Source organism: Achromobacter sp. NPDC008082 (assembly GCF_042957345.1).
GTDB lineage: Bacteria > Pseudomonadota > Gammaproteobacteria > Burkholderiales > Burkholderiaceae_B > Achromobacter > Achromobacter kerstersii_A.
Window position 1 is genome coordinate 550,612 of record NZ_JBIBIB010000006.1, and the last position, 26,635, is coordinate 577,246.

The 26,635-nt window shown below is 64.3% G+C and carries 23 protein-coding genes; 13 read left to right on the plus strand and 10 right to left on the minus strand.

Features of this window, described 5'->3' with window-relative positions; translation table 11 throughout:
* Positions 1–109 precede the first annotated feature (109 nt).
* Positions 110–1,153 (minus strand): AraC family transcriptional regulator, encoded by a 1,044-nt coding sequence (locus ACFZAI_RS26115; RefSeq protein ID WP_391569668.1) that lies wholly within the window; start codon positions 1,151–1,153, stop codon positions 110–112.
* A 191-nt stretch (positions 1,154–1,344) separates the two neighbouring features.
* Between ACFZAI_RS26115 and ACFZAI_RS26120 the strand changes: the two genes are divergently transcribed.
* Together ACFZAI_RS26120 and ACFZAI_RS26125 are read left to right on the plus strand one after the other, a co-directional pair.
* Positions 1,345–2,514: a CaiB/BaiF CoA transferase family protein gene (locus ACFZAI_RS26120; RefSeq protein ID WP_391569669.1), complete on the plus strand. Its 1,170-nt coding sequence runs from the start codon at positions 1,345–1,347 to the stop codon at positions 2,512–2,514.
* 86 nt (positions 2,515–2,600) lie between these two features.
* On the plus strand, positions 2,601–3,596 hold the full coding sequence (locus ACFZAI_RS26125) for a tripartite tricarboxylate transporter substrate binding protein (RefSeq protein WP_391569670.1): 996 nt from the start codon (positions 2,601–2,603) through the stop codon (positions 3,594–3,596).
* A 21-nt stretch (positions 3,597–3,617) separates the two neighbouring features.
* Here ACFZAI_RS26125 and ACFZAI_RS26130 read toward each other — a convergent pair whose 3' ends face one another.
* The 5 genes from ACFZAI_RS26130 to ACFZAI_RS26150 all read right to left on the minus strand — a co-directional run bounded on the left by ACFZAI_RS26130 (position 3,618) and on the right by ACFZAI_RS26150 (position 9,699).
* Positions 3,618–3,992, minus strand: a complete 375-nt coding sequence (locus ACFZAI_RS26130; RefSeq protein WP_054427127.1) for a tautomerase family protein — start codon at positions 3,990–3,992, stop codon at positions 3,618–3,620.
* Positions 3,993–4,197: 205 nt separating this feature from the next.
* Positions 4,198–5,451 (minus strand): glycine betaine/L-proline ABC transporter ATP-binding protein, encoded by a 1,254-nt coding sequence (locus tag ACFZAI_RS26135; protein ID WP_391569671.1) that lies wholly within the window; start codon positions 5,449–5,451, stop codon positions 4,198–4,200.
* Complete coding sequence (locus ACFZAI_RS26140; protein ID WP_391569672.1) at positions 5,448–6,305, minus strand: ABC transporter permease; 858 nt, start codon at positions 6,303–6,305, stop codon at positions 5,448–5,450. The genes ACFZAI_RS26135 and ACFZAI_RS26140 overlap by 4 nt, the downstream gene beginning before the upstream one ends.
* A 382-nt stretch (positions 6,306–6,687) precedes the next feature.
* Positions 6,688–7,689, minus strand: coding sequence for an ABC transporter substrate-binding protein (locus tag ACFZAI_RS26145; protein ID WP_391569674.1), 1,002 nt, complete (start codon positions 7,687–7,689; stop codon positions 6,688–6,690).
* 747 nt (positions 7,690–8,436) lie between these two features.
* Positions 8,437–9,699 carry a class I SAM-dependent methyltransferase gene (locus ACFZAI_RS26150; protein ID WP_391569675.1) on the minus strand — a complete coding sequence of 421 codons (1,263 nt, stop codon included), beginning with the start codon at positions 9,697–9,699 and terminating at the stop codon, positions 8,437–8,439.
* 243 nt (positions 9,700–9,942) lie between these two features.
* Here ACFZAI_RS26150 and ACFZAI_RS26155 point away from each other — a divergent pair, with 243 nt between their 5' ends.
* The 6 genes from ACFZAI_RS26155 (at position 9,943) to ACFZAI_RS26180 (ending at position 15,851) form a co-directional block, all read left to right on the plus strand.
* Entirely contained in the window at positions 9,943–11,091 is a 1,149-nt protein-coding gene (locus tag ACFZAI_RS26155) for a Bcr/CflA family multidrug efflux MFS transporter (RefSeq protein WP_391569676.1), read from the plus strand.
* 332 nt (positions 11,092–11,423) lie between these two features.
* Positions 11,424–11,660 (plus strand): 50S ribosomal protein L28, encoded by a 237-nt coding sequence (gene rpmB, locus ACFZAI_RS26160; protein ID WP_054427120.1) that lies wholly within the window; start codon positions 11,424–11,426, stop codon positions 11,658–11,660.
* A 34-nt stretch (positions 11,661–11,694) separates the two neighbouring features.
* The gene (gene rpmG / locus ACFZAI_RS26165; protein ID WP_003810296.1) at positions 11,695–11,862 is read left to right on the plus strand and encodes a 50S ribosomal protein L33; all 168 of its coding nucleotides are present in this window, start codon (positions 11,695–11,697) and stop codon (positions 11,860–11,862) included.
* A gap of 127 nt (positions 11,863–11,989) precedes the next feature.
* The gene (locus tag ACFZAI_RS26170; RefSeq protein ID WP_391569677.1) at positions 11,990–13,219 is read left to right on the plus strand and encodes an ABC transporter substrate-binding protein; all 1,230 of its coding nucleotides are present in this window, start codon (positions 11,990–11,992) and stop codon (positions 13,217–13,219) included.
* Entirely contained in the window at positions 13,219–15,096 is a 1,878-nt protein-coding gene (locus tag ACFZAI_RS26175) for an ABC transporter permease (RefSeq protein WP_391569678.1), read from the plus strand. The genes ACFZAI_RS26170 and ACFZAI_RS26175 overlap by 1 nt, the downstream gene beginning before the upstream one ends.
* Positions 15,093–15,851: an ABC transporter ATP-binding protein gene (locus ACFZAI_RS26180; protein WP_391569679.1), complete on the plus strand. Its 759-nt coding sequence runs from the start codon at positions 15,093–15,095 to the stop codon at positions 15,849–15,851. Before ACFZAI_RS26175 ends, ACFZAI_RS26180 begins: the two co-directional genes overlap by 4 nt.
* Positions 15,852–15,864: 13 nt before the next feature.
* On the opposite strand, the gene ACFZAI_RS26185 is transcribed toward ACFZAI_RS26180, so the two are convergent.
* From ACFZAI_RS26185 to ACFZAI_RS26200, 4 genes are all read right to left on the minus strand, one after another.
* The gene (locus ACFZAI_RS26185; protein WP_391569680.1) at positions 15,865–17,646 is read right to left on the minus strand and encodes a SulP family inorganic anion transporter; all 1,782 of its coding nucleotides are present in this window, start codon (positions 17,644–17,646) and stop codon (positions 15,865–15,867) included.
* 115 nt (positions 17,647–17,761) lie between these two features.
* A complete protein-coding gene (locus ACFZAI_RS26190) occupies positions 17,762–18,634 on the minus strand; it encodes a phosphonopyruvate hydrolase (RefSeq protein ID WP_391569682.1) in 873 nt (290 codons plus the stop codon).
* A 62-nt stretch (positions 18,635–18,696) separates the two neighbouring features.
* A complete protein-coding gene (locus ACFZAI_RS26195; protein WP_391569683.1) occupies positions 18,697–19,245 on the minus strand; it encodes a hemerythrin domain-containing protein in 549 nt (182 codons plus the stop codon).
* Between the two features lie 33 nt (positions 19,246–19,278).
* A complete protein-coding gene (locus ACFZAI_RS26200) occupies positions 19,279–20,439 on the minus strand; it encodes a D-alanyl-D-alanine carboxypeptidase family protein (protein WP_391569684.1) in 1,161 nt (386 codons plus the stop codon).
* A gap of 286 nt (positions 20,440–20,725) precedes the next feature.
* Here ACFZAI_RS26200 and ACFZAI_RS26205 point away from each other — a divergent pair, with 286 nt between their 5' ends.
* From ACFZAI_RS26205 to lptE, 5 genes are all read left to right on the plus strand, one after another.
* Complete coding sequence (locus ACFZAI_RS26205) at positions 20,726–21,184, plus strand: HU family DNA-binding protein (protein ID WP_391569685.1); 459 nt, start codon at positions 20,726–20,728, stop codon at positions 21,182–21,184.
* 227 nt (positions 21,185–21,411) lie between these two features.
* Positions 21,412–21,924, plus strand: coding sequence for a MarR family winged helix-turn-helix transcriptional regulator (locus tag ACFZAI_RS26210; protein WP_391569686.1), 513 nt, complete (start codon positions 21,412–21,414; stop codon positions 21,922–21,924).
* Positions 21,925–21,982: 58 nt separating this feature from the next.
* Positions 21,983–23,203, plus strand: coding sequence for an MFS transporter (locus ACFZAI_RS26215; RefSeq protein WP_391569687.1), 1,221 nt, complete (start codon positions 21,983–21,985; stop codon positions 23,201–23,203).
* Between the two features lie 100 nt (positions 23,204–23,303).
* Entirely contained in the window at positions 23,304–25,961 is a 2,658-nt protein-coding gene (gene leuS, locus ACFZAI_RS26220) for a leucine--tRNA ligase (RefSeq protein ID WP_391569688.1), read from the plus strand.
* 11 nt (positions 25,962–25,972) lie between these two features.
* Positions 25,973–26,635, plus strand: a complete 663-nt coding sequence (gene lptE, locus ACFZAI_RS26225) for an LPS assembly lipoprotein LptE (protein ID WP_391569689.1) — start codon at positions 25,973–25,975, stop codon at positions 26,633–26,635.

Here is a 26,635-nt window from a genome sequence, read left to right on the forward strand (position 1 = left end):
GCGCGGGTCTCAGTGGCCCGCTGTGCTGTCTGGCCAGCAGTCTTCTGCCCAGCCCTTGACGAGCCCCTAGCTTCCCGCCGGGCGCGCATGGCGGCAATGGCCGCAGGCGTCAAATCGATTGGCGGAAAGTGTCAGCGGACGCGCGGGGGCCGCACACCAGTTGATTGCGCCGGTATTCGCCCGGCGACACGCCTGTCCATTTCTTGAACGCACGATGGAACGTGCTGGATTCCGAAAAGCCCAGGCGCTCGGCGATGTCCATCAAAGACAAATCATGCCGCCCCAGATACTCCACCGCCGCATCGCGCCGCAAGTCATCCTTCAGCACCTGGAAGCCTTGGCCCTCTTCGCGCAGATGCCGCCTGAGCGTTTGCGGCGTCATCGACAGCTGCGCGCTGATTTGCGCGAGCGACGGCAGATCGGCCGACAGGTCATTGCGCAACAGCCGCCGGATGCGGTCGGTGAGCGTGGCGCGGTCTTGGTACTTCACCAGCAGGTCGAACGGCGCATTGGCCAGAAAGGCCTTCAGTGATTGCGCGTCCTGCACCACCGGCAGCGCAAGCCACCGCGACGCCAGCCACAGGCCCGTTACCGGCTGGCCATAGCGCACCGGCGCGTGGAACACCTTGTGCGCATCGGCGCTGCGGGTGCCGCCGTTGTAGTCCACGCCCAGAATCGGAATGCGGCGCGCGGCCAGCCAGTTGGCCACGCCCAGCGTGAAGAACAGAAAGGTGCGCTCGCCGTACCACTGCGTGCAGCGGCGCGCGCCGCGAGCGTCCAGCACGATGTGGGCGGCGTCGCCTGTTACGCGCAGGCGGGCGGTGAAGTCGCGCAGCACGCCGTGGTAGTACCGGAACGCCACGCGCAGCGCATCACCGATGGTGGCTTCCTGCAAGGCCAGCCGGCACGCATGCGCGAACACGCCCAGCGGCACCGGGTGTTGTCCCATACCCAGAAAATCGTCACGGGTGGCGCGCCGCAGCATCCGCAATATCTGCGCGAACTGCGCTTGCGACACGCGCGCCATCGGCGCCTGCAACAGCGCAGGCGGCACGTCGGCGCGCAACAGGACGCGATCAACATCCACGCCCCGGCTGCGCGCGCCTTGCAGGATCTGGGCGATATGCCCGACGGCAATGGTGTGATGCGTCATGGCGGATTCCTACGGCTTGGCGAGCACCGGTAGCGCCGATGGTAGCCAAAGCCATGGCGGCAAGGAATGCCCGGCATGAGCATTCCCGCCAAGTGGAATCAGCGATTTCGCCATTGGTTCGCCGCAAAGCCGCGCCTAGACTGGATCGCGCCCCTGACTGGCCGCCTCTTCGTATTTACCGGAGTCCCTCTTTGGATACGCCGAACACCGCCCCGCTTGCGGGCATCAAGATCCTGGACCTGTCGCGTTTATTGCCCGGCCCGCTGGGCGCGCAATACCTGGCCGACCTGGGCGCGGACGTGATCAAGATCGAAGACACGCAGGCAGGCGATTACGCGCCGCCCGCCTTGCGCGCCGTGTGCAACCGCAACAAGCGGGGCTTGCGGCTGGACTTGAAACACCCCGACGGGCAAGCGGCGCTGGCCGCATTGGTGCGCAGCGCCGACGTACTGATCGAGAGTTTCCGGCCCGGTGTGACGGCGCGATTGAAAGCGGATTACGACACCTTGTCCCGGCACAATCCGCGCTTGGTGTATTGCAGCATCACGGGCTACGGCCAGGATGGCCCCCAGCGGAATGCGGCCGGACACGACTTGAACTATTCGGCCTACGCCGGCGTGGCGGATCAAATGGGGTGCGGGCCGGATCAGCCCGCGCTGTCAAACCTGCCGGTCGCCGACATTCTGGGGGGATCATTGACAGCGGTGATGGGCATTCTGGCCGCGCTGGTGGATGCGCAGCGCACGGGCCGGGGCCGTTACATCGACATCGCCATTGCCGATGGCCTGCTGGCCGCTGCGGTAGTGCCCTTGGCCACGTTGAACGCGCATGGCCATACGCGCCCGTGCGGCGGCGATACGCTGTCGGGCGCGCTGGCGTGTTACGGCCAGTACCGCACGCAAGACGGGCGTTATCTGGCGGTGGCGGCGCTGGAGCCAAAATTCTGGGACACCTTGTGCCGCCGGCTGGACCGGCCCGACCTGATTGCGCTGCACCGCGACGACCGCGCCGCGCAACAGGCGTACGTGAAAGGCGAGTTGCAACGCCTGTTCGGTTCGCGGCCGCTGGCGCATTGGGTGGCATGGTTTGAGGGCGCCGACTGCTGCGTGTCGCCCGTACTGACCCTGTCTGACAGCCTGGCGCATCCGCACTTCAATGCGCGCGGCATGGTGCATCACACGCGCCACGAGGTCTATGGCCCCGGCGCGCACATCGCCAGCCCCGTGAAGATGTCGGGCTTTCAATTTGCGATTCATCGCCAGGCCCCGCTGCCCGGCGAACACACCGATCAGATTCTGCGCGAAGCCGGCTACGACGATGCCGGCATCGCCAGCCTGACCGAGCGCGGCATTGCGCGCTAACGCGCACCGCCGCGCCGGGATGCCGCCGTGACAAGTGGCGCTGCCAAAGACCCGCTGTACCCATAACAATCAGGACGGAGACAACCATGACTGATCATCCTCGCAGCACCGCCTCGCCCGGACGCCGCAGCCTGCTGAAGTTGGGGCTGGCGCTGCCCGCCGCGCTGACGCTGGCCAAGCCCGCGCGCGCGGCCCCCTTCCCCACGCGCCCCATCACGCTGATCGTGCCGTTTCCCGCGGGCGGCGCCACCGACACGCAGATGCGCGCACTGGCCGTCGCGGCCTCGCGTGAATTGGGGCAGACGGTCATCATCGCCAACCGCCCCGGCGCCGGCGGCACGCTAGGCCCGGCGGCGATGGCGCACACCACCGCCCCCGATGGCTACACGGTATCCGTCGTGGTCGGCACGCTGTTCCGCTATCCGTTCCTGCAACAGGTGAACTACGACCCGCTCACGGACTTCACCTACGTGGCGTGCATGACGGCGTATTCCTACGGCATCGTCGTGCGCCAGGATGCGCCGTGGAAAACGCTGGACGAGCTGATCGCGCACGCGCGCGCGAATCCGGATCAGGTCAGTTATGGCGGCACCGGTGCGGGCGGCTCGGGCCGCATCGCCATCGAACGCCTGTCGCGGTTGACGGGCGTGCGCTTCAACTTCATTCCGTACAAGGGCGCGGCGGAAGAAACGACTGCACTGTTAGGCGGCCACATCCAGATGGTGTCGGACGCCGGATGGGGGCCGATGATCGACACCGGCAAGGCGCGCCTGTTGGCGGTGATGGGCGAGGCGCGCGCCAAACGCGTGCCTGAGGTGCCCACGCTGACCGAACTGGGCTACCCCATCATTGCGTCGAACCCCGTGGGCATCGCGGGGCCGAAGGGGATGGACCCGAAGGTGGTGGCGGTGCTGCAAAAAGCGTTCCACCGCGCGTCCCGAGATCCGGAATACAACCGCGCGCTGGAAAATGCGGATCAGCCGCACATGCTGATGGACAGTGCGGCCTACACCGAATACGCCGTCCGTCAGGTGGCGGAAGAAAAACACTTCGTGGCCGAACTGGGCCTGAAGATGCAGTAAGCGGACGGCGGGTGCGTGGGCTTAACGGCCGGCGGCTTTGGCGCTGATGCCGTTGGCCACGCCCATGTCGACCTTGGGCACGTCGCGGATCAGGACGCGCACGTCTTCGCCCGAGATGTCGATGCTGGTGCACACGGCCTGGTTCAACGCCGCGATCAGCGCCGCCTTCTTGGCTTCGTCGCGGCCTTCGATCAGCGCCACGTCCACACGCACCATGCGCTTGCCGATTTCACCGGCCACGATCACGTTCTCGGCAGGCACTTCCTGCAACACGATCCGCACGCTGGGCAGCGGCGCGGCGATGCTCTCGACGACCGCATTCGAGGCGGCCGTCAACAGCGCGGCTTTCTGAGCGGCCGAGTGGCCTTGCAGGATCTGGACATTCAAAATGGGCATGACGGCTTCCGATAATCCGAATGGGAGAAACCGGCCGAACTGACCGGCCAGCCATCATAAAACGACTTTGCCCGCATGCAGGGGTTTGCATGCGGGCAACAGGGTCAAGCTTGGCGGGGACGATGCGCGATTCCGGGACGCATCGTTCAACGGTGGCGGTGGGATGCGTCATTCCAGCGCGCACCGCTTCACCCCACCGTCAGCGTCAGGCCGCTTCGCCGCGGTGTTCGGGCACGGGCTGGCCTTCGAGCTCGCTGGCGGCGGCTTCCGCAGGCGCGGACTCGGTCAGCGCAGGCGTCACCAGTTCCACGACCTTCTTGCGCGACAACATGCCCAGGAACTCGTCGTCTTCGCCCGTAACGGCAACCGGCTGGTCGCTGTGCACCAATTGGGCCAGCACTTCGCCCAGGCCGGCGGTGGCGGGCACCGAGGCCAGGTCCTCGACAAAGCGCGACACATCGCGGGCGCCTTGCTCGATGGCCTGCTCGGCCGCCAACGCCGTCAGCACACCGGCCAGACGCTTGCCGTCCAGCACCGGCGCGTACTGGTAGTCCATGGCGCGCATGCGGTCCAGCGCGTGCGCGGGGCGCGAACGCATGGTCAAGGTCAGGCGCGCCGGGTTCACGGCGTGCGTGGCGTTGAGCACCTTGGTGCGGTTCACGTCCTGCAAGAACGATTGCACATAGTCGTTAGCCGGATTCAGCAGAATGTCTTCCGGCGTGCCTTCCTGCACCAGTTCGCCGTCCTTCAGGATGGCGATGCGGTTGCCCAGGCGCAGCGCTTCGTCCAGATCATGCGTGATGAACACGATGGTCTTGTTCAGCTTGGCTTGCAGTTGCAGCAGCTGATCCTGCATTTCGCGGCGGATCAGCGGGTCCAGTGCGGAGAACGCTTCGTCCATCAGCAGAATTTCGGCGTCGGTCGCCAGCGCACGCGCCAGGCCCACACGTTGTTGCATGCCGCCCGACAACTGATGCGGGTACTGGTTTTCAAAACCGGCCAGGCCCACTTGCTCAAGCCAGTCACGGGCGCGCTTTTCGCGTTCCGCCTTGCCCACGCCCTGCACGGTCAGGCCATACGCGGCGTTGTCCAGCACGGTGCGGTGCGGGAACAGGCCAAAGCGCTGGAACACCATGCTCATCTTCTTTTGACGGAAGACTTCCAGGTCGCGCTTGTTCAGGCTGACAACGTCCACACCGTCGACCTGGATGTGGCCGGCGCTGGGTTCGATCAGGCGGTTGAAGTGACGGATCAGCGTCGACTTGCCGGAACCCGACAAGCCCATGATGACGTAGATGCTGCCTTCTTCAATCGACAGGCTGATGTCGCGCAGGCCCAGCGTGTGGCCGCTTTCGGCCAACAGCTGTTCCTTGCTCATGCCGCCCTGGGCCGCTTCCAGCCACTTCTTCGGATGCGATCCAAAGACCTTGTAGATGTTCTTGACTTCGATCTTGCTCATCGCTGGCCTCCCATGCGCATGCGCTGTCCATACGATTGCGTGATCCGGTCGAACAGCACGGCCAGCACCACGATACCCAAGCCTGCCAACAGGCCACGGCCCACTTCCAGACGGTTGATCCCCAGCAGCACTTCATAGCCCAGGCCGCGTGCGCCGATCATCGACGCAATCACCACCATCGACAGCGCCATCATCGTGGTCTGGTTGATACCGGCCATGATGTTGGGCAGCGCCAGCGGCAACTGCACGCCAAAGAGTTGCTGGCGCGGATTGGCGCCGAACGCGCGCGACGCTTCCAGCACTTCGCGGTCGACCAGGCGGATGCCCAGGTCGGTCAGGCGGATCAGCGGCGGCACGGCGTAGATCACGGTGGCGATGATGGCGGGAATCTTGCCCAGGCCAAACAGCATCACAACCGGAATCAGGTACACGAAGCTGGGCATGGTCTGCATCACGTCCAGCACGGGCAGCATGATGGAACGCAGCCAGTTCACACGCGCCATCAGCACACCCAACGGAATGCCGATCACAACCGACAGGCCGGCGGCCATGATCATCAGCGCCAGCGTCTGCATGCCGGCGTCCCACAAGCCCAGCACGCCGATGACGCACAGCAGCGCACCCATCGCCAGGCTCAGGCCGATACGGCGGCTGACGCCATAGGCGATGGCGATCGTCACGCCCACCACGGCCCACCAGGGCGAGCTGCGCAACACTTGTTCAAGCCACACCAAGGCGTGCAGCACCGGCTGAGACAGGGTCTCGAGCGTGTCCGCGTAATTGGTGACCAGGTGATCGACGAACCCGTCGATCGCCGCCCTGACCTGACGGGCGGGAATAATTTCAGGAAACATATCTTTGACTCCATTCTGGGGCGCTTGGTGGCAGCCGCCGCCACGCATTCCGAGTAATCGGATGTCCATGCAGCCGGGACACTTCCGGTTGGAAACCGGCTGCTGGAAGGGGCGGCGCCATGTGCTTGCTTCCGAACGCATGCGTCCGGCAAACGGCCGTCCCAGGGGAAAAAACCCAGGGCGAGATGCCCGCCACGGGGCTTTTTCCCTTAGGGGCTCTTCCCTTAGGGGCTCTTCCCTCAGGGGCTTGCCTACTCAGGGCTTCCCTTTTCAGGGCGCTTCCTAAAGGGCTTTCCCTTCGGGGATGCCCGGCTGGCGGGAACTCGTCCCGCTGGCCGGGCCGGCACGCGCCACCAGGGCGCGAAACCAGCACCACGTTACGTTACAGCGCGCTTTGGACGCGCCCGGCGACGTCTGCGGGGACCCACTTGGTCCAGACATCGGGCTTGTTCTTCAGGAACCACTTGGCCACCGTGTTGGAATCGTCACCAGACTCTTCCATGTGGGCCAGGGTTTCGTTGATCACCGGCAGCGGCACCGAGACCTTCGACAGGAACGCGGTCAGCGTCGGGGCTTCTTCGGAGAACTTGGTGTTCACCGCGGTGAAGACAGGGTTGTCAGGATAGGCGCTGGCCTCGGGCTTGGCGCACTTGGGCGACGTCAGGCACTTGTGCTTTTCGGCGTCGTAGGGCGGCATGTCGAGCTTGACCAGATCCATCGCGCCAACCAGCGGCGTGGGCGACCAGTAGTAGAAGACGACGTTCTGCTTGCGCTTGTAGGCCGACATCAGCGCCGCCTTTTGCGCCGCGCCCGTGCCGGGCGAGTACAGCGTGTAGGAATCGTCCAGCTTCAAGGCGTGGAAGAGATTATTGCTGGTGACTTCGCAGCCCCAGCCCGCCGGGCAGCCGTAGAAGCGGCCCTTGCCGGGTTCTTCCGGGTCCTTGAACTTGTCCTTGAACTTCGGCAGGTCGGCCGCGGACTTGAGTTCAGGCAGGCGTTCAGCCGTGTAGCGCGGGATGTACCAGCCTTCGGCGCCCATGTAGAGGTCGCCGATGCGCTTGACCTTGCCGGTCTTTTCAGCGCGTTCCCAAGGTTCGGCCACGCTGTTCAGCCAAATCTCGGTATTGATATCCAGATCGCCGCGCTCAAGCGCCGCCAGGGCAGGCAGCGTTTCCGTCGGCAGAGTTTCGGTTTTGCAACCGTAGCCCTTTTCCATGATGAAACGTTCGACATCCACGAGGACCAGGTTGGATTCCCAGTTCATGGCGCCGAAATTGACCGGACGCTTGATTTCACATTGCGGCGCGTCGGCAGCTTGGGCTGCACCGGCAAACGCAAACAGAACGGCCGCGGCGGCCAGGGTCTTGACAGGGGTAAAACGCATTGGCTTTTGCCTCCATAGGTTCAGGGACACACGCCGGGTCTGGCCCGGAAGTGCCATGGAGCTAAGGGGGTTGTGCGGAAGACGGGCAGAACCGCCAATACAAACCGACACTAGCGACAAGAGGAACCGCAAAGGTGCGGAGTCTTGCAAGACAGAGGTTTCAAAAACGCGGTTTTTGAAAACCCACAGAAAGTGAACAAACTGAACGAAGAAGGCAGCATCTTAAACGAAATTGCTGCGCCGCCCAAGCCCCAGGGTGAATGAAACAGATACATTCCCAAGAAAATATGTACGGGATTACCCGGAGTCAACCGAGGCAAATTGCGAATTTCCCCTGGAGAATATTGGGTCAAAAACGACGATACATTCAGTAAATATTATGTTCTTATTCGTACATTCAGGGCGTTTCAAACGGCCAGAAAATTGCCGTTTTAAGCTCTTTCTGAGCATAAATTCAGGTGGAATTCAGCCAGGAGCGGCGGGGAATGGACGCGGGGATCGGCTTCTAAACGGGTAGCACGGCGACCGGTTTGCAGAAATAATGCAGTGCAGCATCGGACGAGGCAGACAGCCCACGCCGCGACCGCGGGGCTCTGCCACTTCCCCCGTTCAATTCACCCCAGCCTTGCCACTTCCGCGTTGATTCTGGCCGGGTTGCAGGATCAAGCCAATCTTGTGGCCGTTATCCGTGTCCGTAATCCGTGTCCGTTATCCGTGTCCGATATCTACCCTGATTCCGTCCGACTTTCAGCGTTCGCCGCTATACATATAGTCGCGCCGCCAGGGGTAGGAGAGGTCGGCGGGGTTGTCGAGTTCGTCCGGGCGGCCAGTGGCGGGCGGTTGGCCCAAGATCTGGTGCAGCGCAATCCAGCCGTGCTCGAACGCCATGGCGCAGCCGGCCAGATACAGGCGGTACGCCCGCAACGACCGCGCGCCCTGCTCGCCGCCTAATACCTGCGCGGCTTCGGGCAAGCGGGCTTCCAGCGCGTCGCTCCAGGCCCACAGCGTGCGCGCGTAATGCGGCCGCAGGTTTTCGATGTCCACTTCCTCCAGGCCGCCATTGGTCATGGCTTCCATGACGACGCTGATGTGGGTGAGCTCGCCGCCGGGGAAGATGTATTTTTCGATAAATTCGCCCATGCCGTTGCCCAGCTCGGCGTTGTAGACGCCGGCCGCGGTGATGCCATGGTTCATGATCAGGCCGCCCGGTTTGAGCAGGCGGCGCAATTTGGCGAAATAGCCTTCCAGCTGCGCGCGGCCCACGTGCTCGAACATGCCCACCGAGGCAATCTTGTCATAGGGCTGGGACTCATCCAGCTTGCGGTAGTCCAGCAGTTCCATGCGGACGCGGCCCGCCAGGCCTTTTTCCTGAATCAGTTTGGTCACGTGCGCGTGCTGGTTGCGCGACAGCGTGATGCCGGTGGCGTCCACGCCGTAATGCTCGGCCGCCCACAGCAGCAAGCCGCCCCACCCCGCCCCCACGTCAAGAAACCGCTCGCCGGCATGCAGGCGCAATTTGCGGCAGATGTGGTCGAGCTTGGCTTCCTGCGCCTGCGCCAGCGTCATGTCCGGCGTGCGGTAGTACGCGCAGGAATAGACCCGGCGCGGGTCCAGCCACAAGGCGTAGAAATCGTCTGACAGGTCGTAATGGAATTCGATCTGCTTGGCGTCCCGCTCAATCGAGTGGCGCCACACCGACATCACTTTGCGCACCAGTTCCGTCAGCCAGCCGCCGCGCGCCGCGTCAACCGGAGACCCCGGCATCAGCGCCGACGCCGCGGCCATCACATCGCGCATATTGCCTTCGATATCGATACGGCCTTCGACGTAGTCCTGCCCCAGCACGCCCACCGCGCCTTCGGCCAGATGGGCCAGCGCCGTCTTGTCGTGCGTGACGAAACGCACGCGCGGGTCGGGCGGACCCAGCACCACGCCATCAGGCAGAACGAGTTGGACGGTGACGGGCAACGCGGCGAGTTTGCGTTCCACAACAGACAACAAAGGATTCACGGCCTCTCCTCTGAACACGGTCGGACGCCAACGACTTTATCGGAAAACAGCTTAAATTTGCGTGTCAGGTTGCCCGTGATAAAGTCGCTGGCTTGGCGCAAACCCTGCAACAAACGCATCCGCGCCCTGTCTCTGCGGACGGATTTTGCGCACGGTTTTTGCGCGACACCTCTGCGCTTTACCGCGATCACAATGCCCCCATCACCCGCTTCCCGCTCCGGTCTGCCCGGCTGGCTCATTCTTATGGGCGCGCTGACGGCGATCGGCCCGTTCGCCATCGACATGTACCTGCCCGCGTTCCCGACCATTGCGGCGAACCTGGGCGTGCCGCGCGGCGATGTCGAACGCACGCTGGCGGCCTACCTGATCGGCCTGGCGCTGGCGCAAGTGTTCTACGGCCCGATGGCCGACCGCTACGGCCGCAAGCCGCCGCTGATGGTGGGGCTGGCGCTGTTCATGGTGGCCTCGCTGGGGTGTGCGCTGTCGGGTTCCGTCGAAGCGCTGACCGGCTGGCGCGTCGTGCAGGCCATGGGCGGCGCGGCGGGCATCGTGATTCCGCGTGCGGTGATCCGCGACCATTACGAAACCCATGAAGCGGCGCGCGCGATGTCGCTGCTGATGCTGATCATGGGCCTGGCCCCGATTCTTGCGCCGCTTGCTGGCGGGCAGTTGCTGGCCATCGCGTCGTGGCGCAGCCTGTTCTGGATCATGCTTGCCGGCGGCGCGATGCTGATGTTCGCCGTGGCGAAAATCATGAAGGAATCGCTTGCGCCCGAGCGCGTGGTGCCGCTGCGCTGGAGCACCATCCTGCGCAACTACCGCGACCTGTTCCGGCATCGGGGCTTCATGGCGCACAGCCTGGCGGGCGGCTTTGGGCAGGCGGGCATGTTCGCCTACATCATTGGATCGCCGCGCGTTTTCATCGAACTGTATGGCGTGCCGCCGCAGTATTACGGCCTGCTGTTTGGCACCAACGCGCTGTCGCTGATCATCTGTTCGCAGATCAGCGCCCGCCTGCTGCGCACGTACAAACCCCGCCAGCTGCAACGCAAGGCGCTGACGTCGCTGGCGCTGGCCAGCCTGGTGGCGGTCGCGCTGACGCTCGCCGGCTGGATGACCTTACCCCTTTTGATGCTGTGCTTGATCAGCTATATGGGTAGTCAGGGTTTCGTGAACCCCAATTCGGCGGCGCTGGCGCTGTCGGAGCAAGGCAAGCGGCTGGGTGCGGCGTCTGCCTTATTGGGGACGCTGCAATTGTCCTGCGGCGCGCTGGCCGGTTTTGCCGTCAGCGCCTGGCAAACGGACAGCGCCCTGCCCCTGACCACCACGCTGGCGACCTGCGCCTGCCTGTCCTGGCTGTCGGGCCGTGTGGCGCAAAGCCACACCGCTTGAGCACTGCCGCTTGATTTCCTTGCGTTTTTCGTATTAGAATCGAAGTCTTCACATGAAGTTTCCCGTGCTGATCTACTATGCTTTGTAGTTCAGCACTCTGACCCCAACCGCGCATAGCAAGATTCCAACCGAATCTGCAGCGATAGATGCAGCGGGTGCAGGCAGCGGGTATAAGCACGGGCGGATTCCGATCCCCCTCATCCACTAAGACTGGGTGGCCGGCAAAGGCAGCGCAACAGGCAACACATTGCGCTTACTTCACAGCCCGGCGGCTAAAACCCTGTCTACCCCCCTAGCGATGCGCGACAAGAACGACATAAAGAGGTGCATCCATGGCACGCGTATGCCAAGTGACCGGCAAAGGCCCGATGGTGGGCAACAATGTTTCGCACGCGAACAACAAGACCAAGCGTCGCTTCCTGCCCAACCTGCAATCGCGCCGGTTCTGGGTTGAATCCGAAAACCGCTGGGTCCGCCTGCGCGTTTCGGCCAAGGCCATCCGCACGATCGACAAGAACGGCATCGACGCCGTCCTGGCCGACATGCGTGCCCGTGGCGAAGCCGCCTAATCGGCGCCCCCAATCACCATACTAGGAGCACGACATGGCCAAAGGTATCCGCGAAAAGATCAAACTCGAGTCGACCGCCGGCACGGGTCATTTCTACACGACCACCAAGAACAAGCGCAACATGCCCGAGAAGATGCTGATCAAGAAATTTGATCCGGTCGCTCGCAAGCACGTTGACTACAAGGAAACCAAGCTGAAGTAATTCAGCCGGTTTTCTGCTTGGCGAAAAGCCCTGCACGGTAACGTGCGGGGCTTTTTTATTGCCGCAAGGCAAAGGCGCGTGCTTCAATCCGGTCAAGCCCGATTCCTCTTGCTTCCCGATACCCGCCATGCTCCGTCCCTGCCTTACCTTGCTGCGCCGCGCGCTCGCGCCCGCGCTATTGGCCCTGGCGCTGACGCCGGCCGCCGTTGCCGTCGCCAAAGACCGTGAACCGCCGATCCGCATTGGCGAGATCAACAGCTACAAGGCCATTCCCGCTTTCCTGGGCCCCTACAAAAAGGGCTGGCAGTTGGCGCTGGAGCAGGTCAATGCCGAAGGCGGCGTGCTAGGCAGGAAACTGGAAGTCATCTCGCGCGATGACAACGGCAACCCTGGCGATTCCGTGCGCGCCGCGCAGGAATTGCTGGCCCGCGAAAAAGTAGAGCTGCTGTTTGGCGGCTTCTTGTCCAACACGGGCCTGGCGCTGACCGATTTCGCCAAGCAGCAGCAGGTGTTCTTTCTGGCCGCCGAGCCGCTGACGGACAAGATCACCTGGCAGGAAGGCAACCGCTATACGTACCGCTTGCGCCCGTCCACCTGGATGCACGTGGCGGCGCTGGCGCCCAAGGCGCTGGCCTTGCGCAAGAAGCGCTGGGCCATCGTCTACCCCAACTATGAGTACGGGCAGTCCGCCGTGGCCACGTTCAAGGCCATGATGAGGTCGTTCCAATCCGACGTGGAGTTCGTTGCCGAGCAGGCCGTGCCGCTGGGCAAGGTCGATGCCGGCGCGGTGGTGCAGGCGTTGGCCGACGCCAAGCCGGACGCCATCTTCAACGTGCTGTTCGCGGCCGACCTGACGCGCTTTGTCCGCGAAGGCAACACGCGCGGCCTGTTCGAAAACCGCGCCGTAGTGTCTGTGCTGTCCGGCGAACCGGAATACCTGGAACCGCTGGGCGCCGACACGCCGTCGGGCTGGATCGTGACGGGCTACCCCTGGTACGCCATCGACACCCCCGCCAACAACGCCTTCGTCGACGCCTACAAGAAGCGCTACAACGAGACGCCCAAGGTGGGCTCGGTGGTGGGCTACGCGTCGCTGATGTCTATCGCCCAGGGCCTGAAAGCCGCGGGCGCCGTGGATACCGAAAAGCTCGTCGACGCGTTCGCCGGCCTGAAGGTGGATACGCCTTATGGCCAGATCCAATACCGCAAGCTCGACCATCAATCGACGATGGGCGTCTATGTGGGCGTGACGGCGGTGGAAGACGGCAAGGGCATCATGAAAGACTTCGCCTACATCGACGGCGCGCGCCTGCAACCGCCTGACGAACAGGTGCGCAAGATGCGTCCCGCAAACTGATGAGCCTATCGGGGCTGCTGTCGCAGTTGCTGAACGGGCTGGCAGACGCCAGCGCCTTGTTCCTGGTTGCCGCGGGCTTGTCGCTGATCTTCGGCGTCACCCGTGTCGTGAACTTTGCGCATGGCTCGTTCTACATGCTGGGCGTGTATCTGGCGTGGACCTTCACCACGGCATTTGGCGACGGCGCGGGCTATTGGGCCGGCCTGCTGTTGGCCGCGCTGGCCACCGGCTTGATCGGGGCGGCCGCCGAATGGCTGGTGCTGAAACGGCTGTACCAGGCGCCGGAGCTCTTCCAGCTGCTGGCGACCTTTGCGCTGGTGCTCATCATCGGCGACGCTGCGCTGGCCATCTGGGGGCCTGAAGACCTGTTCGCCGCGCGCGCCCCCGGGCTGTCTGGCGCGGTGCAGATCCTGGGCCGCCGCTTTCCCGAATACGACTTGCTGCTGATCGCCGCCGGCCCCATCGTGCTGGGGCTGCTGTGGCTGCTGCTGATGCGCACGCGCTGGGGCCGGCTGCTGCGCGCGGCCGCTGAAAACCGCAGCATGCTGGCTGCCCTGGGCGTAAACCAGGCCTGGCTGTTCACGTCCGCATTCACGTTGGGCGCGTTCCTGGCCGGATTGGGCGGCGCGTTGGCCGCGCCCCGCGTCCCCGCCACGCTGGGGCTGGACCTGGAGATCATCGCCAGCGCATTTGTCGTGGTGGTTGTGGGCGGGCTGGGCTCGATTCCCGGCGCGTTTCTGGCGGCGTTGCTCATTTGTTCAGTGAAGGCGGTGTTCGTCTTCCTGGGCCAGGTGGCCATCGGCCCCTGGGTGTTCAATCTGTCCAAGCTCACGCTGTTGGCGGAATTCGCGGTCATGGCGGTCGTGCTGGTGGTGCGGCCCTGGGGCCTGCTTGGCAAGCCCCCTGCCCCGGCCTCGCATACCGGCGCGCCAGAACGCCCCATCGCCCCTGCGGGCCGGCGTTTGCGGGCGGCGTATGGCCTGCTGCTGTTGCTCTTGGCGCTGGTCCCGATTGCCGCCCTTCAGTGGCCATATCTCAGCATTCTGATGACCGAAATCCTGATCGCGGCGCTGTTCGCGGCCAGTTTGCACTTTCTGACCGGGCTGGCCGGCATGACGTCGTTCGGCCATGCCGCGTGGTTTGGCCTGGGCGCGTATGGGGCGGCCTTGCTGCTCAAACTGGCGGCCGTGCCGATGGAAGCCGCCTTGCTGCTCGGCCCCTTCGCCGCCGCCTTGGGCGCGTTGCTGTTCGGCTGGTTCTGCGTGCGGCTGTCAGGCGTGTACCTGGCAATGCTGACACTCGCCGTCGCGCAGATTCTGTGGGCGCTGGCGTTTCAATGGGACGACGTCACGGGCGGCAGCAACGGCCTCATCGGGCTGTGGCCGTCGGCGTGGCTGGCGCAAGGCCCGTGGTTTTATTACGTGACGCTGGCCCTGTGCGCGGCGGGCATCGCGTGGTTGCGGCGCCTGGCGTTTTCGCCGTTGGGCTACGCATTGCGCGGCGTGCGCGATTCGTCGCTGCGCGCCGAAGCGCTGGGCATGGAAACGCGGCGCGTGCAGTGGGCGGGCTTTGTGGCCGCGTCCTTTGCGGCGGGCATGGCGGGTTCGCTGTATGCGTTTTCCAAGGGCAGCATCGCGCCCGACGTACTGGCGGTCAGCCGTTCGGTAGATGGCTTGGTGATGGTGCTGCTGGGCGGCGTGCAAACGCTGGCCGGCCCTCTCGTGGGCGCTGCGTCCTACACGTGGCTGCAAGACGTGGCGGCGCGCAGCACCGAGTACTGGCATGCCGTGTTGGGCGTGGCGATTCTGGCGTTGGTGCTGGCCTTTCCGGATGGCTTGGCGGGCGCCGCCGCGCGCCTGCGAGGAAAGCGCGCATGACGGCCGCAAGCGCCCTGCTGCAAGTCCAAGACTTGCGCAAATCCTTCGGCGGCATCGACGCCCTGGCCGGGGTGTCCTTCACGCTGGGGGCGGGTCAGATGCTGGCGCTGATCGGCCCAAACGGCGCAGGCAAGTCCACGTGCTTTAACGCGTTGGGCGGGCAGTTGCGCCCCGATTCCGGCTCGGTGCGGCTGGATGGCCGTGAACTCGTCGGCTTGTCACCCGGCAGGATTTGCCGGCTGGGCGTGGGCCGCACCTTTCAAACCGCCGCCACGTTCCGCTCGATGACGGTTCAGGAAAACGTACAGACGGCGTTGCTGTCGCGTGACCGGCTGCTGTTCAACCCCTGGCGCCGCGCCGCGCGCCACGCGGCAGACGAAGCGATGGATCTGTTGTCGCAAGTGCACATGGCGGACAAGGCGCACGCCGCCTGCGGCACCTTGGCATACGGCGACGTCAAACGCGTTGAGCTCGCGATGGCGCTGGCGCATCGGCCGCGCCTGCTGCTGATGGACGAGCCCACCGCAGGCATGGCCACCAACGAACGCCACGCGCTGATGCGCCTGACGCGCCAACTGGCCGACACGCAACGCCTGGCCGTGCTGTTCACCGAGCACAGCCTGGATGTGGTGTTCAAGCACGCGGACCGCATCGCCGTGCTGGTGCGCGGCGCGCTATTGGCCGAAGGCGAACCCGCCACGATCGCGGCCGATGAACGCGTGCGCGCCGCCTATCTGGGTACGGATACGCCCTGACGCCAGCCCCGCGTCAGTGGCCGCCTTGCGGAGAATCTGGCTGGCATTCCCAGAAGATCTTGGCCTGGCAGCCCGCGCAGATATCGCGATCAAGCTTGGCGTAGATCGCGTGCAGCGCCGTCGCCTTGTCGGGGTAGATGTGGTCTTCGCCCAGACGCGTCAGAAACCCCGTGCGCCGCCACATATCCAGCACTTCCGGACGCGGCCGATGGAAATAGAGATCGCCCCCCATCGCCCGCCGCGCCGCAAGCTCGTCTTCCCATACCTGCGCGCCCGCCAGATCAATGAAGTTCATGCTCTTGGCCATCACCAGCAGATGGCGCGGCGCGTTCGGGGCTTCACGCAGCTCGTGCAAGCGTTGCGCCACATGCGCCGCCGCCCCGAAGTAAATGGACCCTTCCATACGCAACAGCTTCAGTTGCGGGCATTCCGGCAACGCATCGGGCTGGTGTTCCAGCACCACGAAGCGGCGGTCCAGCCCGCGAGAATCAAAGCCCATCGTCCGCATGGCGGGGCGCGACGTGCGGTGCAGGTACGCCATCAAAGACAGCACCGTCCCCAGCAGAATCGCCACTTCCATGCGGATGGTGACGGTTGCGGCCAGCGTGGCGGCGGCAATCGCGCTTTCACCCGGCTGCATGCGGATCAATTCGCGCCAACGCGGAATATCCAGCAGGGTCCATGCCACCAGCAACAGCAACCCCGAGATGGCCGCATTGGGAATCATCGCCAGAAGCGGCGCCGATACGGCCACCAGCACCACCAGCAGCACCGCTGAAAACACCGCGGCCAGCGGCGTTTTCGCGCCGGCTTCATAGTTGGGAATGGACCGGTTCAGCGACCCGCAAGACAGGTAGCAAGAGAAGAATCCGCCCACAATGTTCGACAGCCCCTGCCCCACGAACTCGCGGTTGGCGTCGATGCGCTGGCCAGAACGCGTGGCCACCGCCTTGGCGATGGAGATCGATTGCGCCAGCGCCACGATGGTCAGCGCAAACGCCAAGCTCAGCAGATCGGGCAGCGCGCGCCAGTCGACGCTGGGGATGTGAAACGGCGGCCAGGGCTGCGCAATGGCGCCCACCACAGACACCGGCGTGCCGGCATTGCCTGCGGCCCACGCATTGAACGCCGCCGCCGCAGCCGACCCGGCAACCAGGCCCAGCAGCATGTAAGGTTTGCGCTTGTCCAACCGGCGCACCAGCAACGCCACGCCCAAAGTCACGAGCGTCACCATCAACGCGCCCGGATGCACCTGCCCCAGATGCGTGCCCACACTGACCAGCAAGGCTCCCGCGCCGTGCGATTCCGGCGATGGCATGCCCAGCGCGTCTTTCAGCGCATGCACCGCAATCAACAGCGCTGCGCCGCTTGTGAAGCCGAACAGCGCCGACGGCGAAATGAAATGCGCCAGCGACCCCAGCCGCAACGCGCCCACCAGCCACTGCATGATGCCGACCAGCACCGTCACCGCAAGCGCCAGCTGGATATAGCCCGGGCTGCCGGCCACGGCCAACGGCGTCAGTACCGCAAACAGCGCGAGGGAATTCGCGTTGGTCGGGCCAGACATCACATGGCGGCTGGACCCGAACAGCGCGGCCACAATACAGGGAATGATGGCGGAATACAGGCCGTATTCAGCGGGCAGCCCGGCCAGCGTGGCAAACGCCACCCCTTGCGGCAACACCAGCAACGCCCCCAACAGCCCCGCCGACAAGTCGGCGCGCAAGGTCAGCCGATTGACGTCGTCGACCCAAGCGCCAAACATCCGGCCCGCCAGTTTCCTTCCCTGCGTCATGCTGTCTCGATTCCTGAGCTGGTGTGTCCTGCCCCTTCCACCATGAAGGGTCGTCTAGCGTAAACGCTCACTCTGGCGCACGCAACGCATCCGGTGATGATCTTGTCACGCCCCATCACTTGAGATAGCGGCGTTCCAGGTCTCGCATGTGCGCATCGCCCTGCAACGCGATGATCTCTTTTACGGAGGGCAAATCCGCATCCACCGCATGAATGCCGCCATCGCTGCGGATGCGGGCAAATACGTCACGCATCGCCCCCACGGCCGCGCGGATGGCATGATTGCCGTAGATGACCAGCCCCACTTTGCCCAGCGCCTGGATGTCGGATTCGCGCAGTTGCGGGTACGCCGTCGGCACCAGCACCAGCGGCGCACGGCCTTGCCACGCCGCAATAAACGACAGGATTTCGTCAGGCGTGTTCTGCTTGGAATGAATCAGGATGGCGTCTGCGCCCGCGGCCTCGTAAGCGTAAGCGCGGTCCAGCGCTTCTTGCTGGCCCAGCCCGGCAATCAGCGCTTCGGTGCGGGCGATCACGCAGAAATCCGGGTCACGGCGGGCCGCGCAGGCCGCTTCGATCTTCCCTTGAAACTCCTCGACGCGCACGAGCTCCTGCCGTCCATCGGCGCGCAGGCTTGTGTCTTTGGGAAAGGTCTTGTCTTCCATTACCACGGCCGATACGCCGGCCGCTTCGTACTGCGGCACCATGTATGACACGTTGATCGCGTTGCCAAAGCCGGTGTCAATATCGGCAATGACCGGGACGCTGACCGTGGCGGCAATGGCTCGCATCATGTCCAGGTGCTGCGACGCAGAAAGAATGCTGGCGTCAGGCACCGCGTAGCTGGCGGACAGCTCAAACCCGCTGCCCCAGATGGCGTCAAAGCCCGCATCGGCGGCCAGACGCGCCGCCATCGGGTTATGGGCCGACATGGCGTGCATCAAAACGGAATCCTGCAATTTCTGGCGAAAGCGTGGGTTGCGGTTCATGGCGTGGCGCGCAAAGAGTGCTGGCGCCCGGTGCGCCGGCCTGCGGCAATCGTAGCGCCAATTCAGCTTGCGCCGCCGCCTCGCCGCGCGCGCATCGCCTGACTGATCGCCGCCAAGGCATCTTCGGCAATCAGCCGCGCCGCCATCGGCAAGAGCTCGTCTTCTTCCCGTTGAATGTGCGCCGCATAGGCCTCGGTAAAGGCCTGCACCTGCGGCATCGGCAACGCGGCGGGCCGCCCCGCCGCGATCTCGGACAAGGCCGCGCGCAGCGGCAGCCACCATGCCGCCAAGCGGCGATGCTCATCGATCAGCCCCTGCACCAGCGCATGCAGGCAGCCCGCGTCGGAACCCGCCATGGATTCGATCAGGGCGGGAAAGAGATCGGCTTCCTCGTCTTCGTGATGGTGCACCGCGGCCGTGTCGAAGTAGCGCGACACGCTGGCCGCGGCCGTCTGCGCGGCGTCGTCACTGCCATGCAGGGGCAGATGCGCGGCCAGGCGCGTCAAGGTCGCGCATTGGCGCGCGATGCGCCCGTGGCAGGCGGACAGCAGCGCCAGCGGATCATCCGCGCTTGGCGCCGGCGCCGGACCTCCCGGAAAGCTCACTGCCATCGCATTGCTCCTAGAGCGCTTCTTTTTCGGCGATCAGCTCGAATGGCCTCGCCACCACAATCGGACCGAGTCCCATGCGCGGCCGGCGAACCCGGCTTCGGCCACGGGCTCCAGCGCCACCACCGGGAACTGCATGGCCGGTTTGCCATCGACCATTACGCGCAATGCGCCCACCGTGGCCTGCGCGGCAATCGGGGCGACCAGCGGTTCCTGCGGCGTCCACACCGGCTCCACCTTGGCGCCTGCCGGCACGGTCACGTAGGCGTCCCGCGCGAAACCGGCCTTGAGACTATCGCTTTCGCCCTTCCAGACTTCGGGCGTGGCCACCGCTTGACCCCGCGCGTACAGCTTGATGGTATTGAACCCCTGGAAGCCCCACTCCAGCAACTCGCGGCTTTCCTGCGTACGCAGCTTGTCAGACGCCGTGCCCACCACCACCGTGATCAAGCGCCGTTGATCATTCCCGTTGGGCCGGCGCGCCGTGGCGACGATGCAGTAGCCCGCCGATTCCGTGTGCCCCGTCTTCAAGCCGTCCACGCTCGGGTCCAGCCAAAGCAGGCGGTTGCGGTTGGGCTGCGTGATCTTGTTGAACGTGAATTGCTTGGCGGAATCGTAAGTCTTGTATAGCTGCGGGTAATCGCGAATGAAGCGCGTGGCCAATATGGACAGGTCGCTGGCCGTGGAATAAGTATTCGGGTCCGGCAGGCCGTGCGGGCTGGCGAAACGGGTGGCGTGCAAGCCCAGTTTGGCGGCCGTGTCGTTCATCCGCGCAACGAACGCTTCCACGCTGCCCGACACCGCTTCGGCCAGCGCAATGGCCGCATCATTGCCAGACTGGATCATCAGGCCGCGCAGCAATTCGTCCACCGACACCTTGGAGCCCGGCTCCAGGAACATCTTCGAGCTGCCGGCCGGCACCTTCCAGGCGCGGGTCGAAATCACCACCAGTTGGCCGGGCGTCACTTCCTTCTTACTCAGCGCATCGAACACAACATAGGCGGTCATGATCTTGGTGAGCGACGCCGGTTCGATACGTGTGGTCGCGGCGTGCGACGCGATGACCTGTCCGCTGGTCTCATCCAGCAACAGCCACGCCTTGGCCGACAACACCGGTTCGGGCATCGGCTGCGCCATCGCGCTGGTCAGACACGCGCTTGCGACGAGCAGGCTCGCCGCCAATTTCTTCATCAACATATAGGTGCTTATATCCCGTGCATTGTGTTTTTCGCACGCAATTGGAACATGCTCGGCGCGGTTGGTTCAGTGCACGCATGTGCCGCAAAAAAAGGCCTCGAATGTCACGACGTATTGCAAGAGTCCTTGCTAGAAGCACTTTTCTGCGTCGAAAACAACAAACAGTGGCTTAAAACCCGTTGGAAAGCCGCAAGAACTTCAACTCTTCCGCTATCATCGGGCGCGTAGCGTTAATTGCCGATACCCGGCGCACGCTGCCCCATGTCCTCAACTACGGATTTTGACCATGGCCACGAAAGCAAAAGCTCCTGCCAAGAAAGTCACCAAGCCCGCCGCCAAGGCGCCCGCAAAGAAGGCAACCGCCACCAAGGCCGCTGTGAAGCCCGCAGCTAAGAAGGTTGTCGCCGCCAAGAAGGTCGCTGCTGCACCCAAGGCCATCAAGGCTGCGCTGAACAAGACCCAGCTGATCGCTTACATCGTTGAGCAATCGGGCGTTGAAGCCAAGGCCGTCAAGGCCGTTCTGGCCAGCCTGGAAACCTCGGTGCTGGGTTCCGTGGACAAGAAGGGCGCTGGCGAATTCACGCTGCCCGGCCTGTTCAAGGTTGCCGTGCAGAAGGTTCCCGCCAAGGCCAAGCGCTTCGGCAAGGACCCGTTCACGGGTGAAGAGCGCTGGTTCCCCGCCAAGCCGGCTTCGGTCAAGGTGAAGGTTCGCCCGCTCAAGAAGCTGAAGGACGCCGCGCAGTAATTCGCGCGAGTTTCTGGTCAAGCCGGAAAGGCCCGCCTCGAAAGAGGCGGGCCTTTCTCTTTTTGCCGCGCGCTTTTATTGCCGCGCGCTTTGCGTTTCCGGTCGGCGGCCTGCTAGAATTTATCTCAACGTAAAGAAACTTCATATCAAACAATCCTCGCCTGCCCTCATCCCCTGCCTTCCTAGCCCGTCCTCATCGCCTGCCTTCCCGTCCTTATCCCCTGCCCATGAATGACCTTGTCGATCTGGTGATCTCGCAATGGACCACGGAATGTCCCAACCAGGACTTCGCGGCCATGTCGGTCGTCACCCGCGTGTTCCGTTTGAATGCCTTCGCCACCCGCAACGTGAACCGCAGCTTTCGCCGCTACCACCTGCACCAGGGTGAATTCGATGTGCTGGCCACGCTGTACCGCAGCGGCGCGCCCCATGCCATGAATCCGCAGAAGCTGGTCGAAGCCTTGCTGCTGACATCCGGCGCCATGACCAACCGCCTGGACCGCCTGGAACAAGCCGGCCTGCTGGTGCGCAACCCCAATCCTGACGACCGGCGCGGCATCATCGTGTCGCTCACGGCCGAAGGCTTGCGCGTCATCAAGCTGGTGTTGAAGGACTATCTGAAAGACCTGGGCGAACTGCTCGACCCGCTGTCGGCCACGGAACGCAAGCAACTGGCGGGGCTGCTGAAAAAACTGCTGATCAAACATGATCAGGAAACGCCCGGAGGCATTGGGGCATGACACGCCCTTTTGCCACTTGCCTGTCGCATCCGAACCCCGCCTGACTCGCCTTGCCCCTATGACATCCGCTTCCGACCCCACTCCGACACCGGTGCTCACCGCGCCGATCATCCTGTTGATGTCCGTGGCCACTGGCCTGGCCGTCGCCAGCAACTATTACGCTCAACCGCTGTTGCACACGATCGGCCAGCAATTCCAGCTGTCCAACGCGGCGGCTGGCGCCATCGTCACCACCGCCCAGCTCAGTTATGCGCTGGGGCTGATGCTGCTGGTGCCGTTGGGCGACCTGTTCGAACGCCGCAGCCTGATCGTGCTGATGACGCTGCTGTCCGCAGGCGGGCTGCTGATTTCGGCTTTTTCCGACAGCATCATCGTGCTGCTGGTGGGCACCGCGTTGACCGGCCTGCTGTCCGTCGTCGCCCAGATTCTGGTGCCCTTCGCGGCGACGCTCGCCGCGCCGCATGAACGCGGCAAGGCGGTAGGCACCGTCATGAGCGGCCTGCTGCTGGGCATTCTGCTGGCCCGTACCGTGGCCGGCGCGCTGGCCGACGTAGGCAGCTGGCGCACGGTGTACTGGGTGGCCGCCATTCTGATGCTGGTCATGTCCGCCATTCTGTGGCGCGTGCTGCCGCGTTATCAGAGCCCGACATCGATGAGCTATCCACGTCTGCTGGGCTCCATCCTGCGCATGTTCGTGGAAGAGCCGCTGTTTCGCGCGCGGTCGTTGCTGGGCTTCCTGTTGTTCGCCGCCTTCAGCATGCTGTGGACGCCGCTGACCTTCCTGCTGGCCAGCCCCCCTTATGAATACAGCAACACCACCATCGGCCTGTTCGGGCTGGCGGGAGCGGCGGGCGCCTATGCCGCCAACCGCTTTGGCCGGCTGGCCGACCGGGGCCTGGGCAACCTGGCCACCCGCGTCGGGCTGCTGTTGCTGCTGGGTTCCTGGGGGCTGATGGCGTTTGGCCAGATGTCGGTAGCCGCCCTGCTGGCGGGCATCGTGGTGCAGGATCTGGCGATCCAGGGCGTCCATGTCACCAATAGCAGTTCGCTGTATCGCCTTCGCCCGGAAGCCCGCAGCCGCCTGACGGCCGGCTATATGACGTGCTACTTCATCGGCGGCGCATCCGGTTCACTGGTATCGTCCTGGCTTTACGCCCATTTTGGCTGGCCCGGCGTGGTGATCGCGGGCGCCGTCCTGGGGGTGGTGACATTGGCCTATGGCGCCCTGGCGCCTAGTGCGCGCATCCCCGAAACGGCTCCGTCCCCTGTCCGTGCCTAGCACCTCCTATAATCAGGGGTTTTGACCGCCACCGCGTCAGGCCGCCCCCGCGTCCGCGCGGCAGGGCGGCTCACCCTTTTTTGCCACCGTGCCCGAGCCCATGCAGGAACGTTACCTCCCCACTACCGTCGAAGCGGCCGCCCATCAAGACTGGCAGGCCCGCGACGTCTATCTGGTCCACGAACACGCGAAGAACGCCGACGGCTCCGAAAAGCCGAAGTTCTACGCCTGCTCGATGCTGCCCTACCCCAGCGGCAAGCTGCACATGGGCCACGTGCGCAACTACACCATCAACGACATGATGGCGCGCCAGTTGCGCATGCGTGGCTATAACGTCCTGATGCCCATGGGCTGGGACGCCTTCGGCATGCCGGCGGAAAACGCCGCCATCAAGTCCAAGGTGCCGCCGGCAAAATGGACCTACGACAACATCGCCTACATGAAGAAGCAGATGAAGGCGATGGGTCTGGCAATCGACTGGACGCGCGAAATGTGCGCCTGCGATCCCCAGTACTACAAGTGGAACCAGTGGCTGTTCCTGAAGATGCTGGAAAAGGGCGTGGCCTACCGCAAGACCCAGGTCGTGAACTGGGACCCGGTGGACCAAACCGTGCTGGCCAACGAACAAGTCATCGACGGCCGCGGCTGGCGGTCGGGCGCGCTGGTTGAAAAGCGCGAGATCCCCGGCTACTACCTGCGCATCACCGATTACGCCGACGAACTGCTGGGCGCCGTCCAGAACGACCTGCCCGGCTGGCCCGAGCGCGTGCGCCTGATGCAGGAAAACTGGATCGGCAAGTCCGAAGGCCTGCGTTTCGCCTTCCCGCACCAGATCGCCGGCCAGGATGGCCAGCTGATCCAGGACGGCAAGCTGTACGTCTTCACGACCCGCGCCGACACGATCATGGGCGTGACGTTCTGCGCCGTGGCGCCCGAACACCCCCTGGCGACCCACGCCGCGCGCAACAACCCCGCGCTTGCCGCGTTCATCGAACAGTGCAAGCTGGGTGGCACGACCGAGGCCGAAATGGCCACGCGTGAAAAAGAAGGCATGCCCACGGGGCTGACCGTCACGCACCCGATCACGGGCGCGGACGTGGAAGTCTGGGTCGGCAACTACGTGCTGATGACCTACGGCGACGGCGCCGTCATGGGCGTGCCCGCGCATGACGAACGCGACTTCGCCTTCGCCAAGAAATATGACCTGCCCATCGTGCAGGTCGTGGACGTGGCGGGCAAGGAATACTCCACCGCCGCCTGGCAGGAATGGTATGGCGACAAGCAGTCGGGCCGCACCATCAATTCCGGCAAGTACGACGGCCTGTCGCACAAAGAAGCCGTGGACGCCATCGCCGCCGACCTGGGCGCGCAAGGCCTGGGCGAAAAGCAGACCACGTGGCGCCTGCGCGACTGGGGCATTTCGCGCCAGCGCTACTGGGGCACCCCGATCCCCATCATCCACTGCGCGGATTGCGGCCCGGTTCCGGTTCCGGAAAAAGACCTGCCCGTCATCCTGCCCGATGATCTGATCCCCGACGGCAGCGGCAACCCGCTGGCCAAGAACGAAGCCTTCCTGTCCTGCGCCTGCCCCAGCTGCGGCAAGCCCGCGCGCCGCGAAACGGACACGATGGACACGTTCGTGGACTCGTCCTGGTACTTCATGCGCTACACCTCGCCGGGCAATGACAATGCCATGGTCGATGCGCGCAATGACTACTGGATGCCGATGGACCAGTACATCGGCGGCATCGAACACGCCGTGCTGCACTTGCTGTACGCGCGCTTCTGGACCAAGGTCATGCGCGACATGGGCTTGCTCAACTTCGACGAGCCCTTCACCAAGCTGCTGTGCCAGGGCATGGTGCTGAACCATATCTATTCGCGCAAGACGCCCCAGGGCGGCATTGAATACTTCTGGCCCGAAGACGTCGAAAACGTCTACGACGACCGCGGCGCCATCACTGGCGCCAAGCTGAAGTCGGACGGCTCCGCCATTACCTATGGCGGCGTGGGCACGATGTCCAAGTCGAAGAACAACGGCGTCGATCCGCAATCGCTGATCGACACGCTGGGCGCCGACACGGCACGCCTGTTCGTCATGTTCGCCAGCCCGCCCGAGCAGACCCTTGAATGGTCGGACTCCGGCGTTGAAGGCTCCAACCGCTTCCTGCGCCGCCTGTGGTCCATCAGCTACGCCCGCCGCGACGCCATTGCGCGTGGCCTGGCCAATGGCGCCGACTGGTCGCAAGCAGCCACCCCGGTCAAGGATCTGCGCCGCGAGGTCTACACGCTGCTCAAGCAAGCCGACTACGACTACCAGCGCATCCAGTACAACACCGTCGTCTCGGCCTGCATGAAAATGCTGAACGCCATCGACGACGCCAAGCTGGCCGAAGACGCCGCTGCCGACGCCGCCTATGCCGAAACGCTGGGCGTGCTGCTGCGCGTGCTGTACCCGGTGGTCCCGCACATCACCTGGCACCTGTGGCAAGACCTGGGTTACGCCAAGGAGCTGGGCGATCTGCTTGACGCGCCGTGGCCGCATGTGGACGAAGCCGCGCTGATCGCGGACGAAATCGAGCTGATGCTTCAGGTCAACGGCAAGCTGCGCGGCTCGATCCGCGTGGCCGCCACCGCCGCCAAGGAAGACATCGAAAAGCTCGCCGCCAGCCAGGAAGAAGTCACCCGATTCCTGGAAGGCCGTCCGCCCAAGCGTGTCATCGTGGTTCCGGGCAAACTGGTCAACGTCGTAGGCTGATGAGGTCAAGCATGCACTTCGCCGGGCAACAAACGCACTCCCCCCGCCAATCCTGGCTGCTGCGCGGCGCCTGCCTGGCGCTGTTCATGCTGCTCTCCGCTTGCGGTTTCGCGCTGCGGGGGGTGACCCCCATGCCGTTCGATACGCTGTATATCGGCATCCCCGACAACACGCAGTTCGGCGCCGACGTGCGCCGTTCGCTGCGGGCCGCCTCGCCGAACACGAAGCTCGTGGACTCGCCGAAGGAAGCGCAAGCCATTCTTCAGCAAGTCGCCGACACGCGCACGCTGCGCGAAGTGTCGCTGAACGCGCAAGGCCGGGTCGAGGAATACGAACTGGGCATCAACTACACGTTCCGCCTGATCGACAACAAGGGCCGTGCGCTGATTCCCGACACGACCCTGTCTATCTACCGCGAAATGCCGTATGACGATCAAGTCGTGCAGGCCAAGCAGGGCCAGATCGACACGCTGTACAAAGCCATGCAACGCGACCTGGTGTCTCGCTTGCTGCGCCGCATGACCGCGCCGGAAGTTCGCCGTGCAGTGGAAAGCGCGGAAGAGCGCGGCGAAAACGGCGAGATCCCGTTGTACGACCCGAACGCGCCCGAGCAAAAGCGTACGCCCACGCCGTGGCAAACGCCGTCCACCACCGACCCGGCCATCCTGCGCTAG

What these genes read in the sequence shown, in the direction of transcription:
- ACFZAI_RS26175 (WP_391569678.1), top strand. Translation starts at nt 13,219, where the DNA reads ATGAGCCTATCGGGGCTGCTGTCGCAGTTGCTGAACGGGCTGGCAGAC.
- leuS (WP_391569688.1), top strand. Translation starts at nt 23,304, where the DNA reads ATGCAGGAACGTTACCTCCCCACTACCGTCGAAGCGGCCGCCCATCAA.
- ACFZAI_RS26195 (WP_391569683.1), bottom strand. Translation starts at nt 19,245, where the DNA reads ATGGCAGTGAGCTTTCCGGGAGGTCCGGCGCCGGCGCCAAGCGCGGAT.
- ACFZAI_RS26190 (WP_391569682.1), bottom strand. Translation starts at nt 18,634, where the DNA reads ATGAACCGCAACCCACGCTTTCGCCAGAAATTGCAGGATTCCGTTTTG.
- lptE (WP_391569689.1), top strand. Translation starts at nt 25,973, where the DNA reads ATGCACTTCGCCGGGCAACAAACGCACTCCCCCCGCCAATCCTGGCTG.
- ACFZAI_RS26185 (WP_391569680.1), bottom strand. Translation starts at nt 17,646, where the DNA reads ATGACGCAGGGAAGGAAACTGGCGGGCCGGATGTTTGGCGCTTGGGTC.
- ACFZAI_RS26130 (WP_054427127.1), bottom strand. Translation starts at nt 3,992, where the DNA reads ATGCCCATTTTGAATGTCCAGATCCTGCAAGGCCACTCGGCCGCTCAG.
- ACFZAI_RS26140 (WP_391569672.1), bottom strand. Translation starts at nt 6,305, where the DNA reads ATGTTTCCTGAAATTATTCCCGCCCGTCAGGTCAGGGCGGCGATCGAC.
- ACFZAI_RS26215 (WP_391569687.1), top strand. Translation starts at nt 21,983, where the DNA reads ATGACATCCGCTTCCGACCCCACTCCGACACCGGTGCTCACCGCGCCG.
- ACFZAI_RS26200 (WP_391569684.1), bottom strand. Translation starts at nt 20,439, where the DNA reads ATGTTGATGAAGAAATTGGCGGCGAGCCTGCTCGTCGCAAGCGCGTGT.
- ACFZAI_RS26210 (WP_391569686.1), top strand. Translation starts at nt 21,412, where the DNA reads ATGAATGACCTTGTCGATCTGGTGATCTCGCAATGGACCACGGAATGT.
- ACFZAI_RS26125 (WP_391569670.1), top strand. Translation starts at nt 2,601, where the DNA reads ATGACTGATCATCCTCGCAGCACCGCCTCGCCCGGACGCCGCAGCCTG.
- ACFZAI_RS26180 (WP_391569679.1), top strand. Translation starts at nt 15,093, where the DNA reads ATGACGGCCGCAAGCGCCCTGCTGCAAGTCCAAGACTTGCGCAAATCC.
- ACFZAI_RS26145 (WP_391569674.1), bottom strand. Translation starts at nt 7,689, where the DNA reads ATGCGTTTTACCCCTGTCAAGACCCTGGCCGCCGCGGCCGTTCTGTTT.
- rpmB (WP_054427120.1), top strand. Translation starts at nt 11,424, where the DNA reads ATGGCACGCGTATGCCAAGTGACCGGCAAAGGCCCGATGGTGGGCAAC.
- ACFZAI_RS26170 (WP_391569677.1), top strand. Translation starts at nt 11,990, where the DNA reads ATGCTCCGTCCCTGCCTTACCTTGCTGCGCCGCGCGCTCGCGCCCGCG.
- ACFZAI_RS26205 (WP_391569685.1), top strand. Translation starts at nt 20,726, where the DNA reads ATGGCCACGAAAGCAAAAGCTCCTGCCAAGAAAGTCACCAAGCCCGCC.
- ACFZAI_RS26155 (WP_391569676.1), top strand. Translation starts at nt 9,943, where the DNA reads ATGGGCGCGCTGACGGCGATCGGCCCGTTCGCCATCGACATGTACCTG.
- ACFZAI_RS26115 (WP_391569668.1), bottom strand. Translation starts at nt 1,153, where the DNA reads ATGACGCATCACACCATTGCCGTCGGGCATATCGCCCAGATCCTGCAA.
- rpmG (WP_003810296.1), top strand. Translation starts at nt 11,695, where the DNA reads ATGGCCAAAGGTATCCGCGAAAAGATCAAACTCGAGTCGACCGCCGGC.
- ACFZAI_RS26135 (WP_391569671.1), bottom strand. Translation starts at nt 5,451, where the DNA reads ATGAGCAAGATCGAAGTCAAGAACATCTACAAGGTCTTTGGATCGCAT.